The 24,005-nt window shown below is 56.9% G+C and carries 26 protein-coding genes; 20 read left to right on the top strand and 6 right to left on the bottom strand.

Going from position 1 to position 24,005, the window contains the following annotated elements; all coding sequences use genetic code 11:
- Window positions 1-113 precede the first annotated feature (113 nt).
- From pth to BM347_RS12440, 4 genes are all read left to right on the top strand, one after another.
- The gene (gene pth / locus BM347_RS12455) at window positions 114-827 is read left to right on the top strand and encodes an aminoacyl-tRNA hydrolase (protein WP_093916803.1); all 714 of its coding nucleotides are present in this window, start codon (window positions 114-116) and stop codon (window positions 825-827) included.
- On the top strand, window positions 824-1,858 hold the full coding sequence (locus tag BM347_RS12450) for a DUF2332 domain-containing protein (RefSeq protein ID WP_093916802.1): 1,035 nt from the start codon (window positions 824-826) through the stop codon (window positions 1,856-1,858). Before pth ends, BM347_RS12450 begins: the two co-directional genes overlap by 4 nt.
- A 68-nt stretch (window positions 1,859-1,926) precedes the next feature.
- Entirely contained in the window at window positions 1,927-3,099 is a 1,173-nt protein-coding gene (locus BM347_RS12445) for a serine hydrolase domain-containing protein (RefSeq protein ID WP_093916801.1), read from the top strand.
- Entirely contained in the window at window positions 3,099-3,476 is a 378-nt protein-coding gene (locus tag BM347_RS12440) for a DUF2237 family protein (RefSeq protein ID WP_093916800.1), read from the top strand. Before BM347_RS12445 ends, BM347_RS12440 begins: the two co-directional genes overlap by 1 nt.
- A gap of 43 nt (window positions 3,477-3,519) precedes the next feature.
- On the opposite strand, the gene trpB is transcribed toward BM347_RS12440, so the two are convergent.
- Both trpB and BM347_RS12430 read right to left on the bottom strand, forming a co-directional pair.
- Entirely contained in the window at window positions 3,520-4,752 is a 1,233-nt protein-coding gene (trpB, locus tag BM347_RS12435; protein ID WP_093917064.1) for a tryptophan synthase subunit beta, read from the bottom strand.
- A 161-nt stretch (window positions 4,753-4,913) separates the two neighbouring features.
- Window positions 4,914-6,878, bottom strand: a complete 1,965-nt coding sequence (locus BM347_RS12430) for an AsmA family protein (RefSeq protein WP_093916799.1) — start codon at window positions 6,876-6,878, stop codon at window positions 4,914-4,916.
- A gap of 64 nt (window positions 6,879-6,942) precedes the next feature.
- Here BM347_RS12430 and rimO point away from each other — a divergent pair, with 64 nt between their 5' ends.
- The 4 genes from rimO to trhA all read left to right on the top strand — a co-directional run bounded on the left by rimO (window position 6,943) and on the right by trhA (window position 10,595).
- On the top strand, window positions 6,943-8,313 hold the full coding sequence (gene rimO / locus BM347_RS12425; RefSeq protein WP_093916798.1) for a 30S ribosomal protein S12 methylthiotransferase RimO: 1,371 nt from the start codon (window positions 6,943-6,945) through the stop codon (window positions 8,311-8,313).
- A complete protein-coding gene (locus BM347_RS12420) occupies window positions 8,310-9,218 on the top strand; it encodes an abortive infection family protein (RefSeq protein ID WP_175498560.1) in 909 nt (302 codons plus the stop codon). Before rimO ends, BM347_RS12420 begins: the two co-directional genes overlap by 4 nt.
- Before the next feature lie 252 nt (window positions 9,219-9,470).
- On the top strand, window positions 9,471-9,836 hold the full coding sequence (locus BM347_RS12415) for a hypothetical protein (protein WP_093916796.1): 366 nt from the start codon (window positions 9,471-9,473) through the stop codon (window positions 9,834-9,836).
- A gap of 117 nt (window positions 9,837-9,953) precedes the next feature.
- Window positions 9,954-10,595: a PAQR family membrane homeostasis protein TrhA gene (trhA, locus tag BM347_RS12410; protein ID WP_245764264.1), complete on the top strand. Its 642-nt coding sequence runs from the start codon at window positions 9,954-9,956 to the stop codon at window positions 10,593-10,595.
- Here the strand turns inward: trhA and BM347_RS12405 are convergent.
- Together BM347_RS12405 and BM347_RS12400 are read right to left on the bottom strand one after the other, a co-directional pair.
- Window positions 10,585-10,944, bottom strand: coding sequence for a YigZ family protein (locus BM347_RS12405; RefSeq protein ID WP_093916795.1), 360 nt, complete (start codon window positions 10,942-10,944; stop codon window positions 10,585-10,587). The two genes, trhA and BM347_RS12405, sit on opposite strands and share 11 nt — an antisense overlap.
- Before the next feature lie 5 nt (window positions 10,945-10,949).
- The gene (locus BM347_RS12400; protein WP_175498559.1) at window positions 10,950-11,660 is read right to left on the bottom strand and encodes a M48 family metallopeptidase; all 711 of its coding nucleotides are present in this window, start codon (window positions 11,658-11,660) and stop codon (window positions 10,950-10,952) included.
- 134 nt (window positions 11,661-11,794) lie between these two features.
- On the opposite strand from BM347_RS12400, the gene BM347_RS12395 reads away from it, so the two are divergent.
- The 12 genes from BM347_RS12395 (at window position 11,795) to BM347_RS12340 (ending at window position 21,757) form a co-directional block, all read left to right on the top strand.
- On the top strand, window positions 11,795-12,031 hold the full coding sequence (locus BM347_RS12395; protein WP_093916794.1) for a hypothetical protein: 237 nt from the start codon (window positions 11,795-11,797) through the stop codon (window positions 12,029-12,031).
- A 14-nt stretch (window positions 12,032-12,045) separates the two neighbouring features.
- Window positions 12,046-12,912: a branched-chain amino acid aminotransferase gene (locus BM347_RS12390; RefSeq protein ID WP_093916793.1), complete on the top strand. Its 867-nt coding sequence runs from the start codon at window positions 12,046-12,048 to the stop codon at window positions 12,910-12,912.
- An 84-nt stretch (window positions 12,913-12,996) separates the two neighbouring features.
- The gene (locus BM347_RS12385) at window positions 12,997-13,455 is read left to right on the top strand and encodes a universal stress protein (RefSeq protein ID WP_093917061.1); all 459 of its coding nucleotides are present in this window, start codon (window positions 12,997-12,999) and stop codon (window positions 13,453-13,455) included.
- Between the two features lie 110 nt (window positions 13,456-13,565).
- Window positions 13,566-14,126, top strand: a complete 561-nt coding sequence (locus BM347_RS12380; protein WP_093916792.1) for a NifU family protein — start codon at window positions 13,566-13,568, stop codon at window positions 14,124-14,126.
- Window positions 14,119-14,775, top strand: coding sequence for a tRNA (adenosine(37)-N6)-threonylcarbamoyltransferase complex dimerization subunit type 1 TsaB (tsaB, locus tag BM347_RS12375; RefSeq protein ID WP_093916791.1), 657 nt, complete (start codon window positions 14,119-14,121; stop codon window positions 14,773-14,775). Before BM347_RS12380 ends, tsaB begins: the two co-directional genes overlap by 8 nt.
- 11 nt (window positions 14,776-14,786) lie before the next feature.
- The gene (locus BM347_RS12370) at window positions 14,787-15,179 is read left to right on the top strand and encodes a GNAT family N-acetyltransferase (RefSeq protein WP_245764263.1); all 393 of its coding nucleotides are present in this window, start codon (window positions 14,787-14,789) and stop codon (window positions 15,177-15,179) included.
- Window positions 15,180-15,327: 148 nt separating this feature from the next.
- Window positions 15,328-16,323, top strand: a complete 996-nt coding sequence (locus BM347_RS12365) for a BMP family lipoprotein (protein ID WP_093916789.1) — start codon at window positions 15,328-15,330, stop codon at window positions 16,321-16,323.
- 20 nt (window positions 16,324-16,343) lie between these two features.
- Entirely contained in the window at window positions 16,344-17,900 is a 1,557-nt protein-coding gene (locus BM347_RS12360) for an ABC transporter ATP-binding protein (RefSeq protein WP_093917060.1), read from the top strand.
- A gap of 1 nt (window position 17,901) precedes the next feature.
- Window positions 17,902-19,032, top strand: a complete 1,131-nt coding sequence (locus BM347_RS12355; protein ID WP_093916788.1) for an ABC transporter permease — start codon at window positions 17,902-17,904, stop codon at window positions 19,030-19,032.
- Entirely contained in the window at window positions 19,032-20,000 is a 969-nt protein-coding gene (locus BM347_RS12350) for an ABC transporter permease (protein ID WP_093916787.1), read from the top strand. Before BM347_RS12355 ends, BM347_RS12350 begins: the two co-directional genes overlap by 1 nt.
- 81 nt (window positions 20,001-20,081) lie before the next feature.
- Window positions 20,082-20,990, top strand: a complete 909-nt coding sequence (locus BM347_RS12345; RefSeq protein ID WP_093916786.1) for a sulfite exporter TauE/SafE family protein — start codon at window positions 20,082-20,084, stop codon at window positions 20,988-20,990.
- A complete protein-coding gene (locus BM347_RS12340; protein WP_093916785.1) occupies window positions 20,987-21,757 on the top strand; it encodes a TIGR02186 family protein in 771 nt (256 codons plus the stop codon). Before BM347_RS12345 ends, BM347_RS12340 begins: the two co-directional genes overlap by 4 nt.
- Here the strand turns inward: BM347_RS12340 and BM347_RS12335 are convergent.
- Both BM347_RS12335 and BM347_RS12330 read right to left on the bottom strand, forming a co-directional pair.
- Window positions 21,754-22,452 (bottom strand): SDR family oxidoreductase, encoded by a 699-nt coding sequence (locus tag BM347_RS12335; RefSeq protein WP_093916784.1) that lies wholly within the window; start codon window positions 22,450-22,452, stop codon window positions 21,754-21,756. The two genes, BM347_RS12340 and BM347_RS12335, sit on opposite strands and share 4 nt — an antisense overlap.
- Window positions 22,449-23,987, bottom strand: coding sequence for an ATP-dependent DNA helicase (locus BM347_RS12330; protein WP_093916783.1), 1,539 nt, complete (start codon window positions 23,985-23,987; stop codon window positions 22,449-22,451). The genes BM347_RS12335 and BM347_RS12330 overlap by 4 nt, the downstream gene beginning before the upstream one ends.
- Window positions 23,988-24,005: the final 18 nt, after the last annotated feature.

Here is a 24,005-nt window from a genome sequence, read left to right as displayed (position 1 = left end):
ACGCACAACCTGTCGCAGGTTTGTTCAAGACGAAACGGGGTCGCCATTGGCGGCCCCGTATTCCGTTTGGCGCATCCGTTTGATATGCTGACGTAAATAATGGGGTATGGCATATGAAACTGATCGTTGGCCTTGGCAATCCGGGTGCGAAATACGCCCGCAACCGCCATAATATCGGCTTTATGGCGGTGGACCGCATCGCCGAGGATCACGGATTTTCCCCCTGGAAGGCCAAGCATCAAGGGTTGGTTAGCGAAGGCCGGTTCGGGTCTGATCGCGTTATTTTGCTAAAGCCCGAAACATTTATGAACCTGTCGGGCCAATCGGTCCAAGCCGCGATGCGGTTTTACAAGATCGATCCCGCTGATGTCATTGTTCTGCATGATGAGATCGACCTCGCTCCGGCCAAAGTGAAATGCAAAACCGGCGGCGGGCATGCAGGCCATAACGGCTTGCGATCCATTCACGCGCATATCGGGCCGGACTATGACCGTGTGCGCCTTGGCGTGGGCCACCCCGGTCACAAGGACGCCGTGCCGGGCTATGTTTTACGCGATTTTGCCAAGGCCGATGAAAACTGGTTGGATGATGTGCTGCGCGGCATCAGTGATGGTGCCCCTGAGCTGGCTAGTGGAAATACATCAAAGTTCATGAACGCCGTGGCGATGCGTGTCTCGCCGCCAAGGTCCGGCACAGGGACCAAGAAACCTGCAAAACCAGCCACCGCTGAAAAGACACCCGCGCAACCAAAACCGCAAGCAGTCCCCCTCACCGCAGAGCCGGACACTCGTTCATCCCTGCAAAAATTAGTGGAGCGTTTTAAATGACGTTGAAACAGGCATTCGAAGATCAGGCGGGCCATTGTGTCGGAATGGGCTCTCCTTTTATGGGGCAGCTGATGAATGTCCTCGCACGTGATTGGCCAACCGACAGCGGCCTTGGTCGAAAATTTGCCAGCGTCACCGGCGATGTCGGGCCGATGGGGGCCTCCCTGCCCTTGCGTATCGCAGGCGGCTTACATGCGCTGGTGCTGAACCGGAAATCGCCCGAACTGGCGAAAGTGTACCCGCCAAACAGCGTTTCGGATGCAGAGCTGTCCGAGGCCGTGCTCAAAGCCCTAAGCGCGCATGAAGCGTTTCTGCTGGAGTGGACCGACCATGCCCCCCAAACTAACGAGGTGCGGCGGTCAGCGGCCCTGATCGCAGGGGCGCGGGTGGCTGCGAAGCATTTCAATCTGCCGATCCACCTGTCCGAACTGGGGGCCAGCGGAGGCCTTAATTTGATGTGGGACCACTTTGCGCTTGAGATCGACGGCCACCATTTGGGCCCCAACATGTCAACGATCCTGCTATCGCCCGACTGGACCGGGCCCCTGCCCCCGTCGGTCCAACCGCAGATCGAAAAACGGCGCGGCGTGGACTTGAACCCGCTCGACCCCACGCGCCCGGATCACCTGATGCGGCTTATGGCGTATCTTTGGCCGGACCAGCCCAACCGGTTAAGCCTGACCCGCTCTGCCGCGTCCGTATTGGATGTAAAGGTGCAGCAAGGCGACGCAATAGACTGGCTGGCGAAACAGCTGCCGAAGCAACCACAAGGCTGCCTGCATCTGATCCAGCACACTGTTGCATGGCAGTATTTCCCTCAAGGCGCGCAGGCCCGCGGCAAGGCATTGATCGAGGCCGCAGGCAAACGTGCCACGGCCAATCGCCCCTTGGCATGGCTGTCGATGGAAAACGACGGCGAGAACAACAAAGGGGCCGCGCTGACACTGCGCTTGTGGCCCGGCGATATCACGCTGAACTTGGGCCGCGCAGATTTCCATGGCCGCTGGATCGACTGGCAGCATACTGGCTGACCCCAAGTTGCGCTGGCAAGCGCGGTGCCGCTGTGATTGGATGCCTCAAAGATAGAGGGGGATCCATCATGCGGACATTCGGAAAATGGCTTGGGCGAATTTTACTGGCGCTGGTATTGGCAGCCGTCGTCGTCGGCTTTTGGAAGCGGGATGAAATTTCACGCCTGCTGGCCGTGAATTCATTGTTCTCCGAAGACAAGATCGTCTCTAACTTCAGCCATATGGATCGGGCCTTTCTGTCCACGCCGGTTTCACGGGGTTCCGGGCCTACGACCGAATTGAAATATGGCGATGAATTCACCTTGCCAGAGCCAGTTGATGACTGGATTGCCCAGCGGGACGTCACCGCGCTGGTTGTCCTGAAGGACGGCGATATCGTTTACGAGAACTATTTCAAAGACACCGCGCCGGAAGACCGCCGGATCAGTTGGTCGGTCGCCAAAAGCTATCTATCCGCCTTGATCGGCATCCTGCTTGAGGAAGGCCAGATCGCATCGCTGGATGATCAGGTCACCCAATACGTGCCGACATTGGTAGGCACCGCCTACGATGGGGCCACGATCCGCAACGTGTTGAACATGGCCAGCGGCGTCACCTTTGATGAGGATTATCTGGACAAGAATTCCGACATCAACCGCATGGGCCGCGTGATCGCCCTCGGTGGCGAATTGGATGCCTTTGCTGCTTCGCTCAAGGACAGCTTTGCCGCGCCGGGGACCAAATGGCAGTATGTGTCTATCGATACGCATGTGATCAGCATGGTTATCCGCGGCGCGACAAGCCGTACGATCCCCGATCTGCTAAGCGAGAAAATCATCGCCCCGATGGGGTTGGAATACGCGCCCTATTATCTGACCGATGGATCGGGCGTCGCCTTTGTCTTGGGCGGGCTGAACCTGACCACCCGCGACTATGCGCGCATGGGACAGATGTTTTTGCAAAACGGGATGTATAACAACCAGCAGATTGTTCCAGCTGCATGGGTTGCCGCATCAACTGCTCCCACAGCCCCAACTGAACCCGGTGCCATCGGATATGGCTATCAATGGTGGGTTCCCCAGGGGGCCGCCCCGGGTGAGTTCATGGCGCGCGGGATATATGGGCAATACATCTATATCAACCAAGCGGATGGTGTTGTGATCGCCACAAATGCGGCTGACCGGAAGTTTCGAAATCCCGGTGTCGCGGACCAAAATGTAGACATCTTTCGGCGGATCAGCGCGGCATTAGGGGGCCAGTGATGGAATCCGACGCCAGCGTTAATGTCCTAGGTGAAAAGCTTGCGATTTGTGGCACTGATCCGGTGACAGGTTATTTCCGCGACGGGATGTGCAACACCTGTGACGCGGATCAGGGCAGTCATACAGTTTGCGCGGTGATGACGGCGGAGTTTTTGGCGTTTTCCAAATACGTCGGGAATGACCTTAGCACATCACGGCCCGAGTTCGGCTTTGTCGGCCTGAAACCCGGCGATCCATGGTGCCTATGCGCAAGCCGTTTCCTGCAGGCTGCCGACGAAGGCTGCGCGCCGCAGGTCCATCTTGAGGCAACGCATAAACGCGCATTAGAGATCGTGCCGCTGGAAATACTGCGCCAACATGCGATCCTGACTGATTAGTCAGCGACTAGGATGCACGTAAAATGCATCCTAGAAATCACCTTTAGGCAAATTCACCCATTTCAAAGCCCAGCGCCTTGGCGACGGTAAAGATGTCTTTGTCCCCGCGACCGCACATATTCATGCAGATAATGTGATCTTTCGGCAGCTCTGGCGCGATCTTCATCACATGCGCCAATGCGTGCGAGGGCTCAAGCGCGGGAATGATCCCTTCCAGCTTGCAGCACAATTGGAACGCCTCCAACGCCTCGACATCGGTGATCGACACGTATTTCGCGCGGCCAATCTCGTGCAGCCACGAATGCTCTGGCCCGATGCCCGGGTAATCAAGGCCCGCCGAGATCGAGAACCCTTCAAGGATTTGGCCATCGTCATCTTGCAACAGATAGGTGCGGTTGCCGTGCAACACGCCCGGACGCCCACCGGTCAGGGACGCGCAATGCTCCATCTTGTCATTCACGCCTTTACCGCCGGCTTCGACGCCAATGATGTTGACCTCTTTGTCGTCAAGGAACGGATAGAACAGGCCCATGGCATTTGACCCACCACCAATCGCGGCAATCAACGTGTCGGGCAGACGGTCTTCGGCCTCCGCCATCTGTTCGCGCACTTCCTTGCCGATGATGCTTTGGAAATCGCGCACCATGGCGGGGTACGGGTGCGGGCCTGCGACAGTACCGATGCAGTAGAATGTATCGCGGACGTTCGTCACCCAGTCACGCAAGGCATCGTTCATCGCGTCTTTCAACGTGCCACGGCCAGATGTGACAGGGATCACTTCAGCCCCAAGCAAGCGCATGCGGAACACGTTGGGTGCCTGGCGTTCAACGTCATGTGCGCCCATGTAAACCACACATTGCAGGCCGAACTTGGCGCAGACAGTTGCTGTCGCCACCCCGTGTTGGCCCGCGCCGGTTTCCGCGATAATGCGTTTTTTGCCCATGCGGCGGGCAAGGATGATCTGGCCCAGCACGTTGTTGATCTTATGCGCACCGGTGTGGTTCAGCTCATCGCGCTTCATATAAACCTTGGCACCGCCCAGATGGTCCGTCAGACGCTCTGCGAAATATAACGGGCTGGGCCGGCCAACATAGTGCTTCCACAGGAAATCCATTTCGGCCCAGAAACTCTCGTCGGTCTTGGCCTTTTCGTACTGTTCTTCCAGCTCAAGAATAAGCGGCATCAGGGTTTCAGAAACGAAACGCCCGCCGAAATCGCCAAACCGTCCGTTTTCATCAGGTCCGTTCATAAAAGAGTTGAAAAGTTCATCGGCCATGAGGTGCTCCTTGCGCTTGGCATAGCCATAACGCCCCATCTGGTGCAGGTAAAGACGGGGTGATGCAGACGTTTCTAGCTATGCCCTACAGCAGCTAAAGTCGCGTGCGGAAAATTCAAACTTTTGGGGCCGGAATTCTCTAAAAATTCCGGCCCTCGCTGCTAGTCAAATATCTTGAACAGCTCACGTTTCAGCTTATCTTCAACGCGGTCTTTCACCGCGTCCTCGACCGATTGCCCATCCTCGCGTGTAACGCCCAGCTCCTCTTGCAGCTTTTCCTCCAGTTTTTGCTGCGCTTTTGCTTTCTCGGCGGCAAAGTTCAAATCAATCGCCGCTTGAAGATCGGCTTTGATTTCCGGTGATGCCCAAGGCCCCACAATACGTACCGGGATCGCCAGACCACGGTCTTTGTTCACACGCAGGGCCTTTGGCGTAACCGTATAATCAATGGTCCGCGCACCGATCCCGACCTTGCCAGCACCTGTCGCATTAAAATTCGGCAACAGCATGGTCAGATCGTTATTGTTCAGCACACCCTGGTTCATCGTGAAAGTTGCAGCAAGGGAATCAAAGACCGTCGTTCCACCCCGAACGTCAAAATTGCCCATCAATGCATCTAGATCGATCCCATCGATGCTGCCGCGCCCCACGTTAACCGCGCCATCCCCCTTGAGCGATCGCATGATGGCATCAATCGATTGCCCTGCGCCCAAAAACGACAGATCAGCGTCACCGGTCCCTTTGAACCGCGACAGATCGGCCGCTTGGGTCAGCAGCGGCTGCATTTGGATAGCGCGCGCAGCCAGCGTGCCGCCGACAGACAGCCCATTGCGATTGTTCACCACGAACTCACCACTGACCATACCGCCATAGGCATTGATCTCGCGCAGTTCAGCCACCATTCGCGCGCTGTCGTTGCGCAACAGAACCCGTGTATGCCCCAATGTGAGACTGCCCAGCTCGACGCCCTCGGCCCGCAGCGCAATGTCGCCGTTGAATGACGCCAATGCTGATGCATTGATCCGCGAGGTCGACCAGCCTGACGGCCCAGCGGGTGCCGCACCACCAGTGCCGCTTCCAACGCCAGCGCCACTCCCACCTCCGCTTCCACTGCCACTTCCCGCCATACTTGCCAAGTTCAGCACCCCGGTACTCAGCTGTGCGTTGATATTCGGCGTGCCGTTCAACGTAATATCCGCGGCACCGCGCAAGGTGTTGCCGCCCAGATCGGCAGTCATCTCGCGCAGGGCCAGACGGCGGTCGGGGGTCAGCGTCAATTGCAATGTCACATCCGCGCTACGTCCCAACCCTTGGGGGAGTGCGACAGCCCCGGCCCCCAGCGACACAAAAAAACGCGACGTATCGGGCAACTTCAACACCAGATCGCCAGCGACGGAACCGTTCAGGCCCGCCCGTCCGTTCAAGGTAAACCCGCCGCCTTTGGTATCCAGCCGCGCCGTCACAGCGCGCACATCACCGTTCAGGAATTGATCGAAGCGCGAGATATTGGCCTGCACCGAAACACGTTCACCAGCAGGGCGCAGCGCCGCGTTGATCACTGCATCACCGGCACGCTCCGGCCAGTCCAAGGACAGATCAACGCCTTCGTACCGGACCAGATCGGCACCTTCCGCGTCATAGATCAACGTGGCGTCCGTGATATTCAGCCTCTGGATCGTCAAGGGGCGCGGGGTGCTTGCCGGGGCGGCTGGCGTGGCTTCGATCTGCGCCGCGCCTCCACCATCGGTGAATTGCCAACTGGCGCGCCCATCCTTGCGATGCTCCAGCCGGATCGTCGGGCTTTGCGCGTCAATGTTGGTAATCTTGATCTCACCACGGATCAGCGACCAGGCATCAACGCCAATCGCAGCATTCGCGGCAGACAGCATCGGACCGTCCTTGGCCCATGATGCATTGCCAACCTCAAGCCCGTCTGCGCTGACCCCAAGAACCGGCCAAAAAGTGATCCCGACATCGCCGGCGATGGTCACTTCGCGTCCGGTCAGGTTGCGCAGCTGATCTGCAGCGATCCGTGCGATCCTGTCAGCGGGCAGCAAGAACAGCGACCCTACTGCCACCACCACAATCAGCAGCACAATGCCGATCAATCTGAAAATCCATTTCATAACCCGTCTCCTAGCCCAAAGCTGGGCCTTTCGCAGACCCTTTGCATGGCTTATAGCGCATTTCATGAGCACAAACCCACCCAATCTGCGTCCTGATCTTGCCCCCAAGGCAAAAATCAGCAACCCGTCCCGCCCCGGCCAGCCGACCATCGGCATGGTATCGCTGGGCTGTCCCAAAGCGTTGGTCGATTCCGAACGGATCCTGACCCGCTTGCGCGCCGAAGGGTACGGCGTTTCGCCCGACTATTCCGGCGCGGATGCAGTGATTGTGAACACCTGCGGGTTTCTGGATTCAGCCAAGGCCGAAAGCCTGGATGCCATTGGCGAAGCGCTCAAGGAAAATGGCCGTGTGATTGTGACAGGGTGTTTGGGGGCCGAACCCGATTACATCCGCGAACACCATCCACGCATTCTGGCGGTCACAGGCCCGCACCAATATGAACAGGTCTTGGATGCCGTGCACGGGGCCGTGCCACCCTCGCCCGATCCGTTCATTGATCTGCTGCCTGCCCAAGCCGTCAGCCTGACGCCGCGCCATTACAGTTATCTGAAAATCTCAGAAGGCTGTAACCATAAATGCAAGTTCTGCATCATCCCCGACATGCGCGGCCGCCTGCAATCGCGCCCCGCCCATGCGGTGATGCGCGAGGCGGAAAAGCTGGTTCAAAGCGGCGTGAAAGAACTGCTGGTGATCTCGCAGGATACCTCGGCCTACGGTGTGGACATCAAACACGCCGAAGATCGCGGCCACCGCGCCCATATCACTGATCTGGCACGCGATCTGGGGTCGCTCGGCGCGTGGGTGCGCCTGCACTACGTCTATCCCTACCCCCATGTGCGCAAGCTGATCCCCTTGATGGCCGAAGGGCTGGTGCTGCCCTACATGGATATCCCGTTTCAACACGCACATCCTGATGTTCTCAAACGCATGGCCCGCCCCGCCGCCGCCGCCAAAACGCTGGACGAAATCGCCGCCTGGCGCGATACCTGCCCCGACATCACCCTGCGGTCGACATTTATCGTCGGCTACCCGGGCGAGACCGAGTCTGAATTCCAAACCCTGCTGGATTGGCTGGACGAGGCGCAATTGGACCGGGTCGGTTGCTTTCAATATGAAAACGTCGATGGCGCACGGTCAAACGCGCTGCCAGATCACGTGCCGGACGAGGTTAAACAAGACCGCTGGAACCGGTTTATGGAGAAAGCTCAGGCCATCTCCGAGGCCAAGCTGGAAGCCAAAGTCGGTCGCCGGATGGATGTGATCGTAGACGAGATCGACGGTGACGCTGCGACTTGTCGAACCAAAGCCGACGCGCCCGAGGTCGACGGGAACCTGTTTATCGATGAAGGTTTCGAAGGGCTGTCGGTCGGCGACATCGTCACGGTCGAGGTCGAGGAAGCGGGCGAGTATGATCTATGGGGTCGGGTTGTTTGAGAAATGAAATCGGCAGAGAAGTCAGGCAAAACATATTTGATGCCATCGATCTAGAAGACGTCTATTATGGCGGGAGATTGAGTGACACCGATTTCCTAAGTCGCTTATTTGACCTAGATGCACTGCCTTCGTATGATCAACGATATCCAACAGCTGCCGGAGACATTTACCAGCATTGTGAAAACAATTCAGACTGGGAAAAAAATTGGGTCTTCTCAGATGCACGATTTGGATTGCTATCTGGTTCAGACGAAGCCTTCCTAAAGTTCATCTGTGAAATGATCCACCCGTTAGTAAGAACCGACAAGGATCAAGCAATTATGCTGCGGAGTCATTTCGATGAACAGCTAAACCCGATCGGTTGGCAACTATTCGAAAAAGGCAAAATTGCAGGGCGTGCGAGATATGGTGCGCGAAGAACAAGTGAGTTCCACAGCCAAATCAATCGAGCAAGAACAGCCGCAAAAACGCTGTCTTCAAACTGGATGCAAACTGAAATTACGCGTATAAATGAAGCGATTGATACCGATCCAGCCCTAGCCATCGGGACGGCAAAAGACCTAGTCGAGTCATGCTGCAAAGCGATCCTAGACGAACTAGGTGTTGCCGTCGAAAAAACCGACGACCTGCCAACCCTCTCAAAAAAGATGTGTCGAGAGCTAGGATTACTTCCTGATGGAATTTCAGCGGAAGCCAAGGGTTCTGAGATAATACGACGGACATTGAGCAACCTTACCTCAATTACCAAAGGCATAGCAGAACTACGTGGACTTTACGGCTCAGGGCATGGTCGAGACGGCAAGCATCGGGGCTTGAAACCGCGGCACGCTAGATTAGCCGCCGCTTCGGCAATAGCATTTGTAGATTTTGTGACTGAAACTTACCTTGAAAGAACTGACGATTAAGAACTGTGCTAATGAACAAACTGACTTCTATGAGACTTAGTATCTAAGCAAAACTTTTACCGTATCAAAGCTTTCTTCTGGGATCTTTCAGATGTTCCCCCTCCCCATCGGCCAAAAATAGCTCATATAGTTGATCGCGGCCAAAATACCCCTACATACACCCCGCGCAGCAAGGTGCTCAGACACGCGCCTTGCAAATGTTCCGTTAATGTTCTATATATGTTCCATAACAGAATGCAGGGGGCTTCCCAAATGTCCTACCAACCTCAATTTCCCGGATTGTTTTCCCCTGATCAGGGGGCGGTGCCGGCGCATCATCATGATGACAGCCATGCTTTGCCTGCCACGCCAAAGCAGATGCAATATGCAACGTCGCTGGCCGCCAAAACCGGTGCGCGCCTGCCCAAGGGGATCGACGCGGATCGGGTGGCTTTGTCGGCCTGGATCGACAGCCATAAGCCGAAGCCGATTGAGGGACGATTTGCCAATTATCCGTCGTCCAAACAGGTGGCGTTTGCCGAACGGATTGCACGGGTGAAGCGGCGTGATATTCCGCAGGAATGCTTTCGCGATAAAACCATGATGTCGCGCTGGATTGACGGCAATAAACCACGCTAAGGTCGTGGCTTGCAGATGCGTTCGCGTAGCCCTCGGCCCGTGCACCTCTGAATAACCTGAGCCTTCAAAATATCTTGTATTTGACCTTTACCTGCTCTCCTTCACCAAGATGATACGATGCTGCGCTATGGGTTGGGCATGGGGTACCCGCATAGCATTGCTGAAACTGTAGCAGATGGCACCGTTCATGCCGTCGGGTTGGGCTTTGCCATCCCGGCAAGCTTTATGTTGGTGATGTCCTCGGCCGGGCAAGACATCCCCCCGGCCCCGATCATGATTTACGCGGTCTGTTTTTTGTTTTCGCTGTCAGCCTCCGCGCTCTATCACCTTATGCCATTCGACCAAAGCCGCGCCTTTCTGGGGCGTATCGATCACGCGGCGATCTACTTTAAAATCGCGGGAACCTATACGCCTGTCGTGGCCACAATCGGCAGCGGGTTTGCCTATGCGGTCCTTGGGTTGGTATGGGTGCTGGCCATCATCGGCGCGCTGGCCAAGCTGTCGTTCTGGACAACGCGGTCAAAGGCGTCGCTGGCTTTGTATTTGGGCATGGGATGGCTGTCGGTTCTGTTGATCTGGCCGATGTGGCACGCGCTGCCCGGTACTGCGTTGACCCTGATTTTGGTGGGCGGCTTCATCTATTCGGTGGGCACGTTGATCTATGCGCATCCCGGTATGCGCTACCAGAATGCGATCTGGCATGTTTTTGTGTTGGTTGCGTCGATCTGCCTTTTTGCGGCGATCTGGATCAGCGCGTGATCACGTCGTCCAGATAGGCGCGAACGCAGGTCTGGACATGACGAAAGCGGTCGCCGCCCAGATGTTTGCCCCCGTACCACCGCGTCACAACGATCAGATGGTCAAACAACGCTTCGCGTTCCAGCATTCGAACAATGATCATGCCCGCACCAGTTTCACCATCGTCGCCCTTGAGCGGCCCTCCCTCAGACAGCAACACCGCCCATGTGTTGTGCGTCGCCTTGGCATATGATTTGGTCCGCTTGAGGTCTTTTAACGCGGCATCAACGGCGGCGCGGTCTGTCACCGCCAGCCCCGATACCGCGTATTTCGATCCCCGATCTGTCAGGATTTGACCCAGCTGATGCAAAACCGCTAAAGCCCCGCAGCGGTGCGGCGAACTGTGTCAATGCGCGCAGCGTTGGGCGGATGAGTTCCCAAGAATCTGTCGCCGGGATCAGGGATGCGGGTAAAGAATTCAGCACCGCGCAATGGGTTGTATCCCGCACGTGCTGTAATCACAGTGCCAAGCGCATCTGCCTCAAGTTCGAAATCCTTGGAATAGGTCCGTGCCCCAACCTGCGCGCCCAAACGCTGTGCGGTTTCAACCGCAGACGCATTCCCACCGCTGAGCGTCGCCAATCCCGCAAAGATAACTGCGCCCGCGACCGCATTTTGCTGCTGTCGGGCGATGTGACCCGAAATGTGATGCGCCGCCTCATGCCCCAGAACAAAGGCAAGCTCGTCCTCGTTACGAGCGTCTTCGAGCAACGCCAAAGTAAACGCGATCACAGGGCGACCAGCGCGGTCTTCGGTTTGGTAGGCATTGGCGGGCTGCCCGGGGCGGTCGTCCACAACAATGTTGAAGTCACAATTGATACCCGACGTGCGCGCGCGGCATTCGCGTTCAGCCACGGGTTCGACGGTTTGAACAACATGCAAAAAGCTGCGCGCCGACTGGGATGCGGACAGGCTGGAATTTTGCGACTGGTCACCGGGCTGTTGCGTAGCTGGCCCCGTCGTCACCACCGGTTCGCATGCCGCAACCGAAACCATGACGCCAAGAATACCAAAAAACCTAATCATATAACGGCAATTCCTTGTGACCTTGCACGAAACTCTTTCTGCACCCTTTGATGCGGCGAGACCCTCGAGACCCTATTGAACATACAACGCGGGCGCGCTCTTGCAATGATCCACCGAAAGAATATTGTGCGCTCATGTTTACGATTGAACACGAATTTGATGCCAGTGTGATCACTTTGGTCGACGAGGGCAAATCACCCTTGCGCGAAGATGTTACCGTGCAAGCCTTTGCCAGCGTTGTCACATTTGAACAGTGGGACGCACGCACCAACACCGTCAGCAAAATCAGCCTGTCGCCCGAGCAGTTGCGCGATTTGACCATTGCGCTGAACCTGCCCGAAGGTATCTATCGAACAACACCTAAACCCTGACCAAGGAATATCACATGGCCACCGGCACAAAGATAAAAACATATTATGACGGTGCCTGGCACGATGGCGATATTTCCGTAATCAAGGCCGCAGATCACGGGGCGTGGCTGGGTACAACCGTGTTCGACGGCGCACGCATGGTCGATGGCCTGACCCCCGATCTTGAGGCGCATTGCGCCCGGATCAATCGGTCTGCCAAGGCATTGATGATAACTCCCACGGTTGAAACTGCCGATATGATAGAAATGGTCCGCGAAGGGCTGAAAAGCTATGATAGGACCGATGCAGTCTATATCCGCCCCATGTACTGGGCACTCGCCGGGGATGATCTGGGCATTGTCCCGCTAAAGGACGCGACGGGTTTTGCGATCTCGCTTGAACAAATTCCAATGGCCCCGCCAGAGGCCGCGACCACATTGACGCGCACCCGTTTCCGCCGCCCCGTGCTTGAGGATAATGTCGTGAACGCCAAGGCGGGCTGTCTGTATCCAAACAACGCCCGCATGATGGTCGAGGCCCGCGCCAAAGGGTTTGGCAATGCGCTGGTGGCGGATGCATTGGGCAACGTGGCCGAATCCGCGTCGGCCAATGCGTTCATGGTTAAGGACGGCGAAGTGTTCACCCCCATTCCGAACGGGACTTTTCTAGCCGGGATCACCCGCGCGCGGCACATTGAAAACATGCGTGCGGACGGGATCAAGGTGCACGAGACGGTTTTGAGCTTTGAAGACTTCCATGCTGCCGATGAGGTATTCCTGTCCGGTAATATGATGAAGGTCACGCCGGTTAAGGCCTTTGATGACACGCAGTATCAGATTGGCCCGATCACCCGTCATGTGCGCGATATGTATTGGGATTGGGCCGCAACAGCGCGCGGCTGACCCACCCCAAGAAAATCGCGATTGCCAGCGGCATGTGCAAACGGCATGATTGCCCCTGCCCCCAATGCCCGATCGGAGAAGACGATGCGTAAATTTATGGTGGTCCTGGATGACAGCCGCGAATGTCTGAATGCGATGCGGTTTGCTGCGATGCGTGCGTCCAATTCAGGCGGCGGGGTTGTTGTGCTGTCAGTCATTCCGCCGGATGAGTTTAACCACTGGATCGGCGTGGCCGAAGTCATGCGTGAGGAAGCCCGCGAACGGATCGAAGTGCATTTCGAAGTCTTCGCCAAATGGATGCGCGGCCGGTTGAATGTCGACCCCGAGCTGGTGATCCGCGAAGGCGTTGTTGTGGACGAGATCATTGCACAGCTTGCCGAGGATCCGGATGTAGGCGTTCTGGTTCTGGGGGCCGGGACCGATAAAAAATCAGGTCCGGGCCCATTGGTCACGCAATTGTCGCGCAACGCGGGCAGCTTGCCCATCCCGATTACGATTGTGCCCGGCGATCTGAGCAAAGAGCGTCTTGAGGCGATCACCTAAGAGCGCAGCCACATTAATCGCAGCGGCACCACTTTTTAGAATCGTTCCAAACCTTGACTTGGGGCGCTAGAGTCCGCATATCAAAGACAACCCGTTGTCAGGAGCATGTCATGTTTATTCAGACCGAATCCACGCCGAACCCCGCTACGTTGAAATTCTTGCCCGGCCAGACCGTGCTGGAAATGGGCACGGCCGATTTCCCCGCACCCGAAGCCGCCAGCGCGTCGCCGCTTGCCACGCGGTTGTTCGCCGTAGAAGGTGTGACAGGCGTGTTTTTTGGTACCGATTTCGTGACCGTGACCAAAGTTGATTCCGTTGAGTGGGACCACCTGAAGCCCGCGCTTTTGGGTGCCATCATGGAGCATTTCCAATCGGGTCAACCCGTCATGGAAACCGGTCACGATCACGCGTCCGGCCACGCCGAGCATACCGGCGAAGACGGCGCAATTGTGGGCCAGATCAAGGAACTGCTTGATAGCCGCGTGCGCCCTGCCGTTGCCCAAGACGGCGGCGACATCACGTTTCACGGATTTGAACGCGGTGTGGTTTATCTGCACATGCAAGGGGCCTGCGCAGGCTGCCCGTCTTCGACATTGACGTTGAAAATGGGGATCGAAAACCTGTTGCGCCACTACATCCCCGAAGTAACCGAGGTACGCCCGGTTGCCTAAATCGCCACTAATACTGGCGTTTGACACATCGGCCGCACATTGTGCGGCCGCTTTGCTGTCCGGCGATCAGATTGTGGCAAGCATCCTAGAACCCATGGCCAAGGGGCAAGGCGAACGGTTGCTGGGTCTGTGCAGCGGTGTGCTGGAACAGGCAGGGGTCACCTATCAGGATTTGACCGCCATTGGCGTCGGGATCGGGCCGGGCAATTTCACCGGCATCCGCATTTCCGTTTCCACCGCGCGCGGTCTGGCCTTGGGGTTGGGCATTCCTGCAATCGGGGTGTCCCAACTCGAGGCCTTGGCCCACGGCACGGATGGCGTGGTCGTCACCAGCGTGGATGCGCGCCAAGACAAAATGTTTGTTCAGGTCACTGGCACGTTGAATGATCATCCGCCATCTCTTTGCAGCCTTGACGATTTGCCGACGATCCCATCACAAGCCAATCCGACCTGCATCGGTTTTCAGGCTGATATGATCGCCACACTATGCAACGGCACGCTTTGCGATCCTCAGATGCCACTGGCCGACGCCATTGCGCATATCGCGGCCAGCCGTATATCCCATGATAATCCGCGCCCAGCCCCGCTGTACCTGCGCCCCGCCGATGCAGCCCCTGCACGCGATGCGCCGCCTGCCATCTTACCATGACCCCAAATCAGATGGCACAAATTCACGCGGCGGCGTTTCTGCATGATCGCGCCTGGAGTGCCGCTGAGATTGCCGACCTTCTTGCGTCGCCTTTTGTCACAGCGCTTGAGGCGCAGGGCGGCTTTGCCCTCACGCGGCTTGTTGCGGGCGAGACCGAGCTGCTGACGATTGCCGTTGATCCGGCATATCAGAATCAGGGCATCGGGCGACGTTTGATGAACACGTGGCTGACCTGTGGTGCAGACAGTGCGTTTCTTGAGGTGGCCGCGGATAATACCTCCGCTATTGCCCTTTATGAAAGCCTTGGCTTTCATAAAACAGCCAGAAGATCACGCTATTATGCGCGTAAAGAGGGTGCATTCATCGACGCTTTGATCCTCTCAAAGGACTTAACGCGTGGTTAATCAGTAAATTCCGGGCCTTAAAACCGAGAATCCGGTTGACCCCAGCCACCCGCTACGCAGTATCGTGTATCTGATCGACGGGCGCGCGCCCGCGACCGGGTAAGGCCCTGCGCCAAACCCCAACACAACAAAACCTGGGAGACAATCCATGACCCTAATGACCAAACTGCTTGGTGCCGCTGCTGTCACCGCCCTTGGCGCTGGTGCTGCACTGGCCGAGCCTGCGTTGATTTTTGACCTTGGCGGCAAATTCGACAAATCTTTTAACGAAGCGGCATTCGCTGGCGCACAGCGTTGGGCCGAAGAAACAGGCGAGACATTCCGCGAAATCGAATTGCAATCCGAAGCACAGCGCGAACAAGCATTGCGCCGTTTCGCCGAAGCAGGTTCCAACCCGATCGTCATGACCGGCTTTGCTTTTGGTGACGCACTTGGCCAAGTTGCTGGCGATTACCCTGAAACAGATTTTGTCATCATCGACATGGTTGTTGATGCGCCAAACGTACGTTCGGTTGTGTTCAACGAACACGAAGGTTCGTATCTGGTTGGTATGATGGCCGCGATGGCATCTGAATCGAACACTGTCGGCTTTATCGGCGGCATGGACATCCCGTTGATCCGCAAATTCGCCTGTGGCTATGCCCAAGGTGTCTTGGCAGCCAACCCTGACGCGACCGTTATTTCCAACATGACAGGCACCACACCTGCCGCTTGGAATGACCCGGTAAAAGGTTCCGAACTGACGAAAGCACAAATCAGCCAAGGCGCTGATGTGGTTTATGCTGCCGCTGGCGGCACGGGCGTTGGCGTTCTGCAAACAGCCGCAGACGAAGGTATCTTGTCCATCGGTGTGGACAGCAACCAAAACTACATGCACCCCGGTAAGGTTCTGACATCCATGCTGAAGCGCGTTGATAACGCAGTGTACCAAGCCATGACAGATGGCCCCGGTATGGAAAAAGGCTTTAACGTGATGGGCATCGCCAATGGCGGCGTCGGTTATGCGATGGATGAATACAACAAGGATATCGTTTCTGCCGACATGCAAGCCGTAGTCGACGAGGCATCTGCACAGATCGCAGACGGCACATTGATGGTCCACGACTATATGTCCGACGATACCTGCCCCGTTCTGGATTTCTGAACGTGAACGACAAAACGGATATGGAGCGGCAGGCAACTGCCGCTCCAGCCATTGAACTCAAAGGTATTTCCAAAGCCTTTGGGCCAGTGCAGGCCAACAAAGATATCTCCATTCGCGTTATGCCCGGTACGATCCATGGGATCATCGGTGAAAACGGCGCGGGTAAATCCACGTTGATGAGCATCCTTTATGGCTTTTACAAAGCGGATAAGGGCGAGATTTTCATCAGTGGGGAAAAGACAGATATCCCTGACAGCCAGGCCGCGATCGCCGCAGGCATCGGGATGGTGTTCCAGCATTTCAAGCTGGTCGAGAATTTCACGGTGCTTGAGAATATCATTCTGGGTGCCGAAGACGGACGGTTGCTGAAACCGTCGCTGGCCAAGGCGCGCAAAAGCCTTTTGAAGCTGGCCGATGATTACGGCCTCAAAGTCGACCCTGACGCGCTGATCCAAGACATCGGTGTCGGCATGCAGCAACGGGTCGAGATTCTGAAGGCATTGTACCGGCAGGCCGATATTCTGATTTTGGATGAACCCACGGGCGTGCTGACCCCGGCAGAAGCCGATCAGCTGTTCCGCATTTTGGGTCGGCTGCGGTCCGAGGGGAAAACGATCATTCTGATCACGCACAAACTGCGCGAAATCATGGACATTACGGACACAGTATCGGTGATGCGGCGCGGCGAAATGACCGCAACGGTCAAGACTACCGAAACCTCCCCCGCCGAACTGGCTGAGCTGATGGTTGGTCGCAAAGTGTTGCTCCGCGTTGACAAAGCGCCTGCGCAGCCACGCGATGTCGTTCTGGATATCCATGGCTTGCGGGTTGTTGACGAAAAAGGCGTCGAACGTCTGCGCGGGATCGATCTGCAAGTGCGTGCCGGTGAAATACTGGGCGTGGCGGGTGTGGCTGGCAACGGCCAGTCCGAACTGCTCGAGGTTTTGGGCGGCTATCAAACCGGGACCGGTTCGGTTCAGGTTAAGGGCCAAGCACTGGACCTGACCGGCAAACAGTCCGACGGCCAGTCACGGCGCAACCACGGCATTGCCCACGTCCCCGAGGACCGCCAACGCGAAGGTCTGATTATGGACTATCACGCGTGGGAAAATACCGCCTTTGGCTACCACAAAGACCCGTCCTATCGCAGCGGTATCTTGATGAACAACGCGGCGATCAAAGCTGATACCGTCGAAAAGATGGAGCGTTTTGATGTGCGCCCGCCCAACCCGAAACTGGCGGCTAAAAACTTCTCGGGTGGGAACCAGCAAAAGATCGTTCTGGCCCGCGAGATCGAACGCAATCCCGATCTTTTGCTCATTGGTCAACCGACGCGCGGTGTCGATATCGGTGCCATCGAATTCATCCACCAACAGATTGTTGCCCTGCGTGATCAGGGCAAGGCGATCTTGCTGGTGTCGGTCGAGCTTGAGGAAATCCTCGCACTCAGCGACCGTGTCGCCGTAATGTTTGACGGGCAGATCATGGGCGTGCGCGATGCTGCCGACACCGATGAAAAAGAGCTGGGCCTGATGATGGCGGGCATTACTGACGCTGATGCAAAGATAGGGGGCTAGGATGGACGTCATGCCAAAATGGGCCGAGGTCGTTCTTGTGCCGCTTATCTCTTTGATATTGGCCGCGATCCTGTCGGCACTGGTGATCCTCGGGATCGGGGAAGACCCCGTTGCTGCGGTCAAGCTGATGGTGACCGGCGCGTTGGGTAGTACCTATGGCTGGGGCTACACACTGTATTACGCCACGAATTTCATGTTCACCGGCCTCTGTGTCGCCATCGCGTTTCATGCGCGTCTGTTCAACATTGGTGGCGAAGGTCAGGCGATGCTGGGTGGTCTGGGCGTTGCGCTGGCCTGCCTTTATATCCCATGGCCGCATTGGTCATTGGCGCTGATCGGGGCCACTACAATGGCCGCGCTTTTTGGTGCAGCATGGGCGGCGATCCCTGCGTTTTTGCAAGCCAAACGCGGCAGCCATATCGTGATCACCACAATCATGTTCAACTTTATCGCGGCGGCGGTGCTGAACTATATTCTGGTGAATATGCTGCGCCCCAAAGGCAGCATGGACCCGGCCACAGCACGGTTCCCCGATGCCACCAACCTGCCAACGCTGCATGATTTGCTGGCTCCTATCGGGATCAACTTTTCCAAAGCGGCCCCTGCCAATATCTCGCTTCTGGTCGCAATTGCTGCCTGTTTCTTTCTTTGGGTGCTGATTTGGCGCACCCGGCTCGGCTATGAAATTCGGGCCTATGGCCATTCGGAATCTGCGGCGAAATACGCCGGAATCTCACCTGTAAAGATCACGATGATCACAATGATCATCTCGGGCGGGTTGGCCGGAATGATGGCAATCAATAACGTTATGGGCGAATCTGAACGCTTGGTTCTGAACGCAACCGAAGGGGCCGGTTTCATCGGTATTGCGGTCGCCTTGATGGGTCGGAGCCATCCGCTGGGCGTTTTTCTGGCCGCGATCCTATTCGGTTTTTTGTACCAAGGCGGTGCGGAGCTCGCGCTTTGGACCTCGATCCCGCGCGAATTGATCGTCGTCATTCAGGCACTGGTCATCTTGTTCACCGGTGCGCTTGATAACATGGTGCGGATGCCGCTGGAGAAAATATTCCTGAGCATCCGAAATGCCCGTGCGCCCAAACCAGAACGTAAACCGGTGGAGCCTGCAGAATAATGGATTACATGACACTTATCCAACTGCTGGACAGTACCGTTCGCCTTGCGACACCGCTGCTGCTGGCCTGCCTTGCAGGGCTGTTTTCCGAACGCGCGGGTATTTTTGACATCGGGTTGGATGGCAAAATGTTGGCGGCGGCGTTCTTTTCCGCAGCGATTGCAGCGCTGTATGGCAATGTGTGGCTGGGGTTGCTGGCGGGGATCGCAGCTTCGCTCGCGCTTAGTTTGCTGCACGGCTTGGCCTCGATTACCTTTCGCGGCAACCAACTGATTTCGGGTGTGGCGATTAACTTTCTTGCGGCCGGTCTGACCGTGCTGATTGCGCAAGACTGGTTTCAACAGGGCGGCCGCACCCCGTCGCTGATCGGCGGTGCGAGGTTCAACCCGATCACCCTGCCATTCGCCGACGCGGTTGAGCCTGTGCCATTCATCGGCCCGCTTTACGCCGAACTGATCTCGGGCCATTCGATCCTCGTTTATGCCGCCTTTGCTGCTGTGCCGCTGACATGGTGGTTGCTGTATCGCACGCGGTTTGGCCTGCGCCTGCGCGCCGTAGGGGAAAACCCCGCCGCGGTAGACACGGCAGGCGTATCGGTCATCGGGCTACGCTATGCTGCCGTGTGCATCTGCGGCGTCTTGTGTGGTATTGCTGGCGCATACCTCAGCACCGCGCTGCAAGCCGGGTTCATCAAGGACATGTCGGCCGGCCGTGGCTATATCGCCTTGGCCGCGTTGATCTTTGCTAAGTGGCGGCCATGGTATGCGCTTTGGGCGACGCTGTTGTTTGGCCTGTTCGGTGCGTTGGAAACACGCCCCGACGTGATCGAAGCATTGATAGGCGTCAAAGTTCAGGGCCAACTGCTGGGCGCGCTGCCCTATGTCATGACCGTCATCATCCTTGCCGGGTTTGTCGGCAAAGCCATCCCGCCCCGCGCGGGCGGAGAGCCCTACGTCAAAGAACGATAAGAGCGTCTGCGCTGCCGGATTTTTTTCGGCGGCGCAGCATCCACAATTGATTTTAATCCGCAAATCAGGCTAACAGCATATATGCAAATATACCTGCCCATCGCAGAGATTTCGGTCAACGCCTTTCTGCTTTTAGGTCTGGGCGGACTTGTCGGCGTTCTTTCGGGCATGTTCGGCGTCGGCGGCGGGTTTCTGATCACGCCGCTTTTGTTCTTTATCGGTATCCCGCCAGCGGTCGCCGTGGCAACGGGCGCGAACCAGATTGTCGCCTCCTCTGTGTCCGCGCTGCTCGCCCATCTGAAACGCAAGACTGTCGATCTGAGGATGGGCACCGTTTTGTTGATCGGCGGGCTTGTGGGGGCTGCCGGGGGCGTCAGCATTTTCAACTATCTCAAATCGCTTGGCCAAGTCGATTTGCTGGTCAACCTTTGCTATGTGGTCTTTTTGGGGATCATCGGCGGGTTGATGTTTATTGAATCGCTCAACGCGCTGTACAAAACCCGCAGCGGGAAACGCCAGCCCCGCAAGAAACACACCTGGATTCAAAAGCTGCCCTTCAAAATGCGGTTCCGTGTAACCGGGCTTTATATCTCGGTCATTCCACCCTTGTTGGTTGGCGCCTTCGTCGGCTTGCTGGCCGCCATTATGGGCGTTGGGGGTGGCTTTATCATGGTCCCGGCAATGATCTATCTGCTGGGCATGCCGACCAAAGTGGTCGTTGGCACATCGCTGTTCCAAATCCTGTTCGTAACGGCATTTACCACGCTTCTGCACGCGACAACCAACTACACGGTCGATATCGTACTGGCGGTTCTGCTGCTGATCGGCGGCGTTGTCGGCGCGCAATTTGGCACGTCCCTCGGCACCAAGCTTAAGGCCGAACAATTGCGCATTCTACTGGCACTTTTGGTGTTGGCAGTTTGCGGAAAGCTAGCCTTGGACTTGCTGCTGCAACCGTCCGAGCTTTACTCCATCGGGTTCACGTCATGATCCGGCGCTACGTTGCAGCAGCCCTTGCCTGGCTGGCTTTTGGGGCGATAGCGCAGGCCGAAGAAGACATTGTGTTGGGTCTAAACCAGACCGAAGTATCGATCGCCACAAATTTCAACGGGTCCGAGATTATCATTTTCGGGGCCGTGAAACGCGAAACCCCCATCCCTGAATCTTCACAGTTGCAGGTCGTCGTCACGGTATCGGGTCCTTCAAAACCCGTGGTGGTGCGCCGCAAGGAAAAGAAGTTCGGCATCTGGGTAAACACCGATTCCGTAGAGGTCGACCGCGCGCCCAGCTTTTACGCTGTGGCCACCAGTGGCCCAATCCGCGATGTGCTAAGTGGGGTCGAGGACCTGCGCCATAAAATATCGATCCCTCGGGCAATCAGGTCGGTCGGCGCGCCAATGACGATCACCGATTCCCCTGCATTCACCGAAGCGCTGATCCGTATCCGATCACAGGAAAACCAGTATCAACTGGACGAGACAGGCGTAACCGTCGACCAGCAAACGCTGTTCCGCGCGACAGTCCAGCTCCCGGCGGCCTTGGTCGAAGGGGATTACGACACACGGATTTTCCTGACACGCGACGGCAATGTGGTTGCGCAGTACGAAACGTTAATTGACGTGCGCAAGGTCGGGCTGGAACGCTGGCTCTACAACCTATCGCGGGAACAATCCTTGCTATACGGCCTTTTGTCGCTGGCCATTGCGATCAGTGCCGGGTGGCTGGCCTCGACCGCCTTTGCGCTGATCCGCCGTTAACCACGCCCGATATAGGGCATCTTGGTCGCCATCACGGTCATGAATTGAACATTCGCCTCTGGCGGCATCTGTGCCATATGCAGCACAGAAGACGCCGCATGTTTCACATCCATCGTGTCCAAATCAGGATGTGACATCTTGAGGTTTGCCACCATCTCGCTTTCGGCATTCCCGATGTCGATCTGCCCACATGCAATGTTAAACGGCCGGCCATCCAGCGACAGCGTGCGCGTCAGGCCGGTGACCGCATGTTTGCTCATGGTATAGCAAACCGATCCGGGGCGCGGCACATAGGCGGACAGCGACCCGTTATTGATGATCCGCCCGCCGCTTTTCTGCTTGCGCATCTGCTCGAACGCCAATTGCGCGGCGATGAACATGCCATTGATATTGACCTGCATCACCTCGGTCCATGTCTCAAGCGGGATTTCGTCAATTGGGGCCGCCGTTCCAAACATACCTGCGTTGTTGAACAAGACGTCGATATGCCCGAACTCTTCGAATGCGGCGCGCATGGCCGCCGCATCAGTCACATCGGCAGGCAGTGCCACAGCGTTCGGATAGGCGTCGGCGATTTCGACCAGCCGGTCGGCCCGACGTGCGATCAACCCGACACGCCATCCATGGCCCAAGAACATCTCTGCCGTGGCGCGCCCGATCCCCGAACTTGCCCCCGTGATCAGTATCGTTTTCATGCCTCTTCCTCCGTTTGTGCATCCAGACTTAGCGGTGCTGCGGCAACTGCCCGCAAATCATCGACGCGCAGCATGCCCGTCGGTTTGGACAGCCGGTTGCGCACCACCCAAATCAGCCGTTCCTGCGCCCGAGTAATTGCGACATAGGCAAGCCGTTTCCACAAGGGTTGCCCTGCCTCTGACCGGCCCATGCGCGCCGCAGCATATAGATCGGGGGCAAAAACCTGAACCGTGTCCCATTGGCTGCCTTGGGCCTTGTGAATCGTCACCGCCGCGCCATGCAAAAACGTGGCACCCATCCGCGCGGCAAAAGGGATAAACGGTTCTTCCTCATCCGGTTTTTCGATCTTCACAATAGATGCGGCCGATATCTGCGGGTCTTCGGCACCCATCACATGCAAACGGCTAAACCCCGGTTTACGACCATTGCCCAGATAGATCACCTGCGCGCCTTTGATCAATCCGCGCGCCTCAAGGTCCAACCGTTTTTTGCGATGCTTTAGTGGCAGTTCAATGCCGTCACAAATAAGCGGCTCGCCTTCCAGCAGTGCATCCTCTGGCGCGCCATGCACCGATCGGAACGCGTTGATCAGACGAATGCGCGTGGCGTTGCGCCACACCAAAACAGGGGACCGCGCCATCAAGTCAACCTCGACGCGCTGGCCCCAAACCACACGGTCATCCTTCTTCGCCGCCGCCTCAACCATCCGCTCAAACTGCTCGAAGGTCAGATCTGGGTCGGCCAAGGCATGGGCCAAGTCCAAAATAGGATTGTCGGCCTGCTGGCGGTGAATACGGTTGAGATTCAGCACCCGGCCTTGTGGCAGTTTCTCGAACACCATTGTGCCGGATTGGCCCACCGGTGCCAGCTGCGCAGGGTCGCCAAACAACAGCAGCGTCGGGAAAATCTCTTTAAGGTCTTCGAACTGCTTGTCATCCAGCATCGAACTTTCATCAACCAGCCCGATATCCAAAGGTTCTTCGCGCCGCTTCCAACCGGTGATAAAATCACTGCCGCGCAAACCTGCGGCCGCCAGCGCGCCGGGGATCGATTTGTTATTGGCATAAAATGCAGCAGCGCGATCAAGTGATAGCTCGGTCAGCCCCTCAATCTCTGGTCGCTCGCCGTTGCCGGTCAACCATTCCGCGATGCGCTCATATTCAGGGTCATAAACCGGCGTATACAAGATCCGGTGGATCGTCGTCGCAGGCACGCCCCGCAGGCGCAACACCGATGCCGCCTTGTTTGTCGGGGCCAAAATCGCAAGCGACCGCTTGTCCTTGCGCTTGCGGGATTCGTAATCACCTGAAACGATATCGACCCCTGCGGCTTGTAAGGCTTTGTACAGCTCTGCCAGCAACAGCGTCTTACCCGACCCCGCCTTACCCGTCACAGCCATAACCTGATCTTTGCCACCCGCGGGCGGCATCAAAAGACTGTCTTCCAGATTAATCCCGGCAAGACGCAACATTTCGGTCACGCTGTCATAAGCGGCCGCCTGATCATCTGAATAGGTAAAGGTAGGTGTTGTCATAGCGCGACCCTAAATCAG

Origin of the sequence: Sulfitobacter marinus (assembly GCF_900116285.1) — a bacterium.
Taxonomy (GTDB): domain Bacteria; phylum Pseudomonadota; class Alphaproteobacteria; order Rhodobacterales; family Rhodobacteraceae; genus Sulfitobacter; species Sulfitobacter marinus.
Note: the sequence above shows the minus strand (reverse complement) of the source record. Positions and strands in the feature narration are given on the sequence as shown.

Excerpts from the sequence above, each read along its gene's own strand:
- BM347_RS12415 (WP_093916796.1), top strand. The coding sequence starts at position 9,471 with ATGTCCTACCAACCTCAATTTCCCGGATTGTTTTCCCCTGATCAGGGG.
- BM347_RS12400 (WP_175498559.1), bottom strand. The coding sequence starts at position 11,660 with ATGATTAGGTTTTTTGGTATTCTTGGCGTCATGGTTTCGGTTGCGGCA.
- BM347_RS12370 (WP_245764263.1), top strand. The coding sequence starts at position 14,787 with ATGGCACAAATTCACGCGGCGGCGTTTCTGCATGATCGCGCCTGGAGT.
- BM347_RS12340 (WP_093916785.1), top strand. The coding sequence starts at position 20,987 with ATGATCCGGCGCTACGTTGCAGCAGCCCTTGCCTGGCTGGCTTTTGGG.
- BM347_RS12365 (WP_093916789.1), top strand. The coding sequence starts at position 15,328 with ATGACCCTAATGACCAAACTGCTTGGTGCCGCTGCTGTCACCGCCCTT.
- BM347_RS12350 (WP_093916787.1), top strand. The coding sequence starts at position 19,032 with ATGGATTACATGACACTTATCCAACTGCTGGACAGTACCGTTCGCCTT.
- trhA (WP_245764264.1), top strand. The coding sequence starts at position 9,954 with ATGCTGCGCTATGGGTTGGGCATGGGGTACCCGCATAGCATTGCTGAA.
- BM347_RS12355 (WP_093916788.1), top strand. The coding sequence starts at position 17,902 with ATGGACGTCATGCCAAAATGGGCCGAGGTCGTTCTTGTGCCGCTTATC.
- BM347_RS12385 (WP_093917061.1), top strand. The coding sequence starts at position 12,997 with ATGCGTAAATTTATGGTGGTCCTGGATGACAGCCGCGAATGTCTGAAT.
- BM347_RS12450 (WP_093916802.1), top strand. The coding sequence starts at position 824 with ATGACGTTGAAACAGGCATTCGAAGATCAGGCGGGCCATTGTGTCGGA.
- BM347_RS12390 (WP_093916793.1), top strand. The coding sequence starts at position 12,046 with ATGGCCACCGGCACAAAGATAAAAACATATTATGACGGTGCCTGGCAC.
- BM347_RS12345 (WP_093916786.1), top strand. The coding sequence starts at position 20,082 with ATGCAAATATACCTGCCCATCGCAGAGATTTCGGTCAACGCCTTTCTG.
- BM347_RS12335 (WP_093916784.1), bottom strand. The coding sequence starts at position 22,452 with ATGAAAACGATACTGATCACGGGGGCAAGTTCGGGGATCGGGCGCGCC.
- pth (WP_093916803.1), top strand. The coding sequence starts at position 114 with ATGAAACTGATCGTTGGCCTTGGCAATCCGGGTGCGAAATACGCCCGC.
- BM347_RS12445 (WP_093916801.1), top strand. The coding sequence starts at position 1,927 with ATGCGGACATTCGGAAAATGGCTTGGGCGAATTTTACTGGCGCTGGTA.
- BM347_RS12360 (WP_093917060.1), top strand. The coding sequence starts at position 16,344 with ATGGAGCGGCAGGCAACTGCCGCTCCAGCCATTGAACTCAAAGGTATT.
- BM347_RS12430 (WP_093916799.1), bottom strand. The coding sequence starts at position 6,878 with ATGAAATGGATTTTCAGATTGATCGGCATTGTGCTGCTGATTGTGGTG.
- trpB (WP_093917064.1), bottom strand. The coding sequence starts at position 4,752 with ATGGCCGATGAACTTTTCAACTCTTTTATGAACGGACCTGATGAAAAC.
- BM347_RS12440 (WP_093916800.1), top strand. The coding sequence starts at position 3,099 with ATGGAATCCGACGCCAGCGTTAATGTCCTAGGTGAAAAGCTTGCGATT.
- BM347_RS12395 (WP_093916794.1), top strand. The coding sequence starts at position 11,795 with ATGTTTACGATTGAACACGAATTTGATGCCAGTGTGATCACTTTGGTC.
- rimO (WP_093916798.1), top strand. The coding sequence starts at position 6,943 with ATGAGCACAAACCCACCCAATCTGCGTCCTGATCTTGCCCCCAAGGCA.
- BM347_RS12380 (WP_093916792.1), top strand. The coding sequence starts at position 13,566 with ATGTTTATTCAGACCGAATCCACGCCGAACCCCGCTACGTTGAAATTC.
- BM347_RS12330 (WP_093916783.1), bottom strand. The coding sequence starts at position 23,987 with ATGACAACACCTACCTTTACCTATTCAGATGATCAGGCGGCCGCTTAT.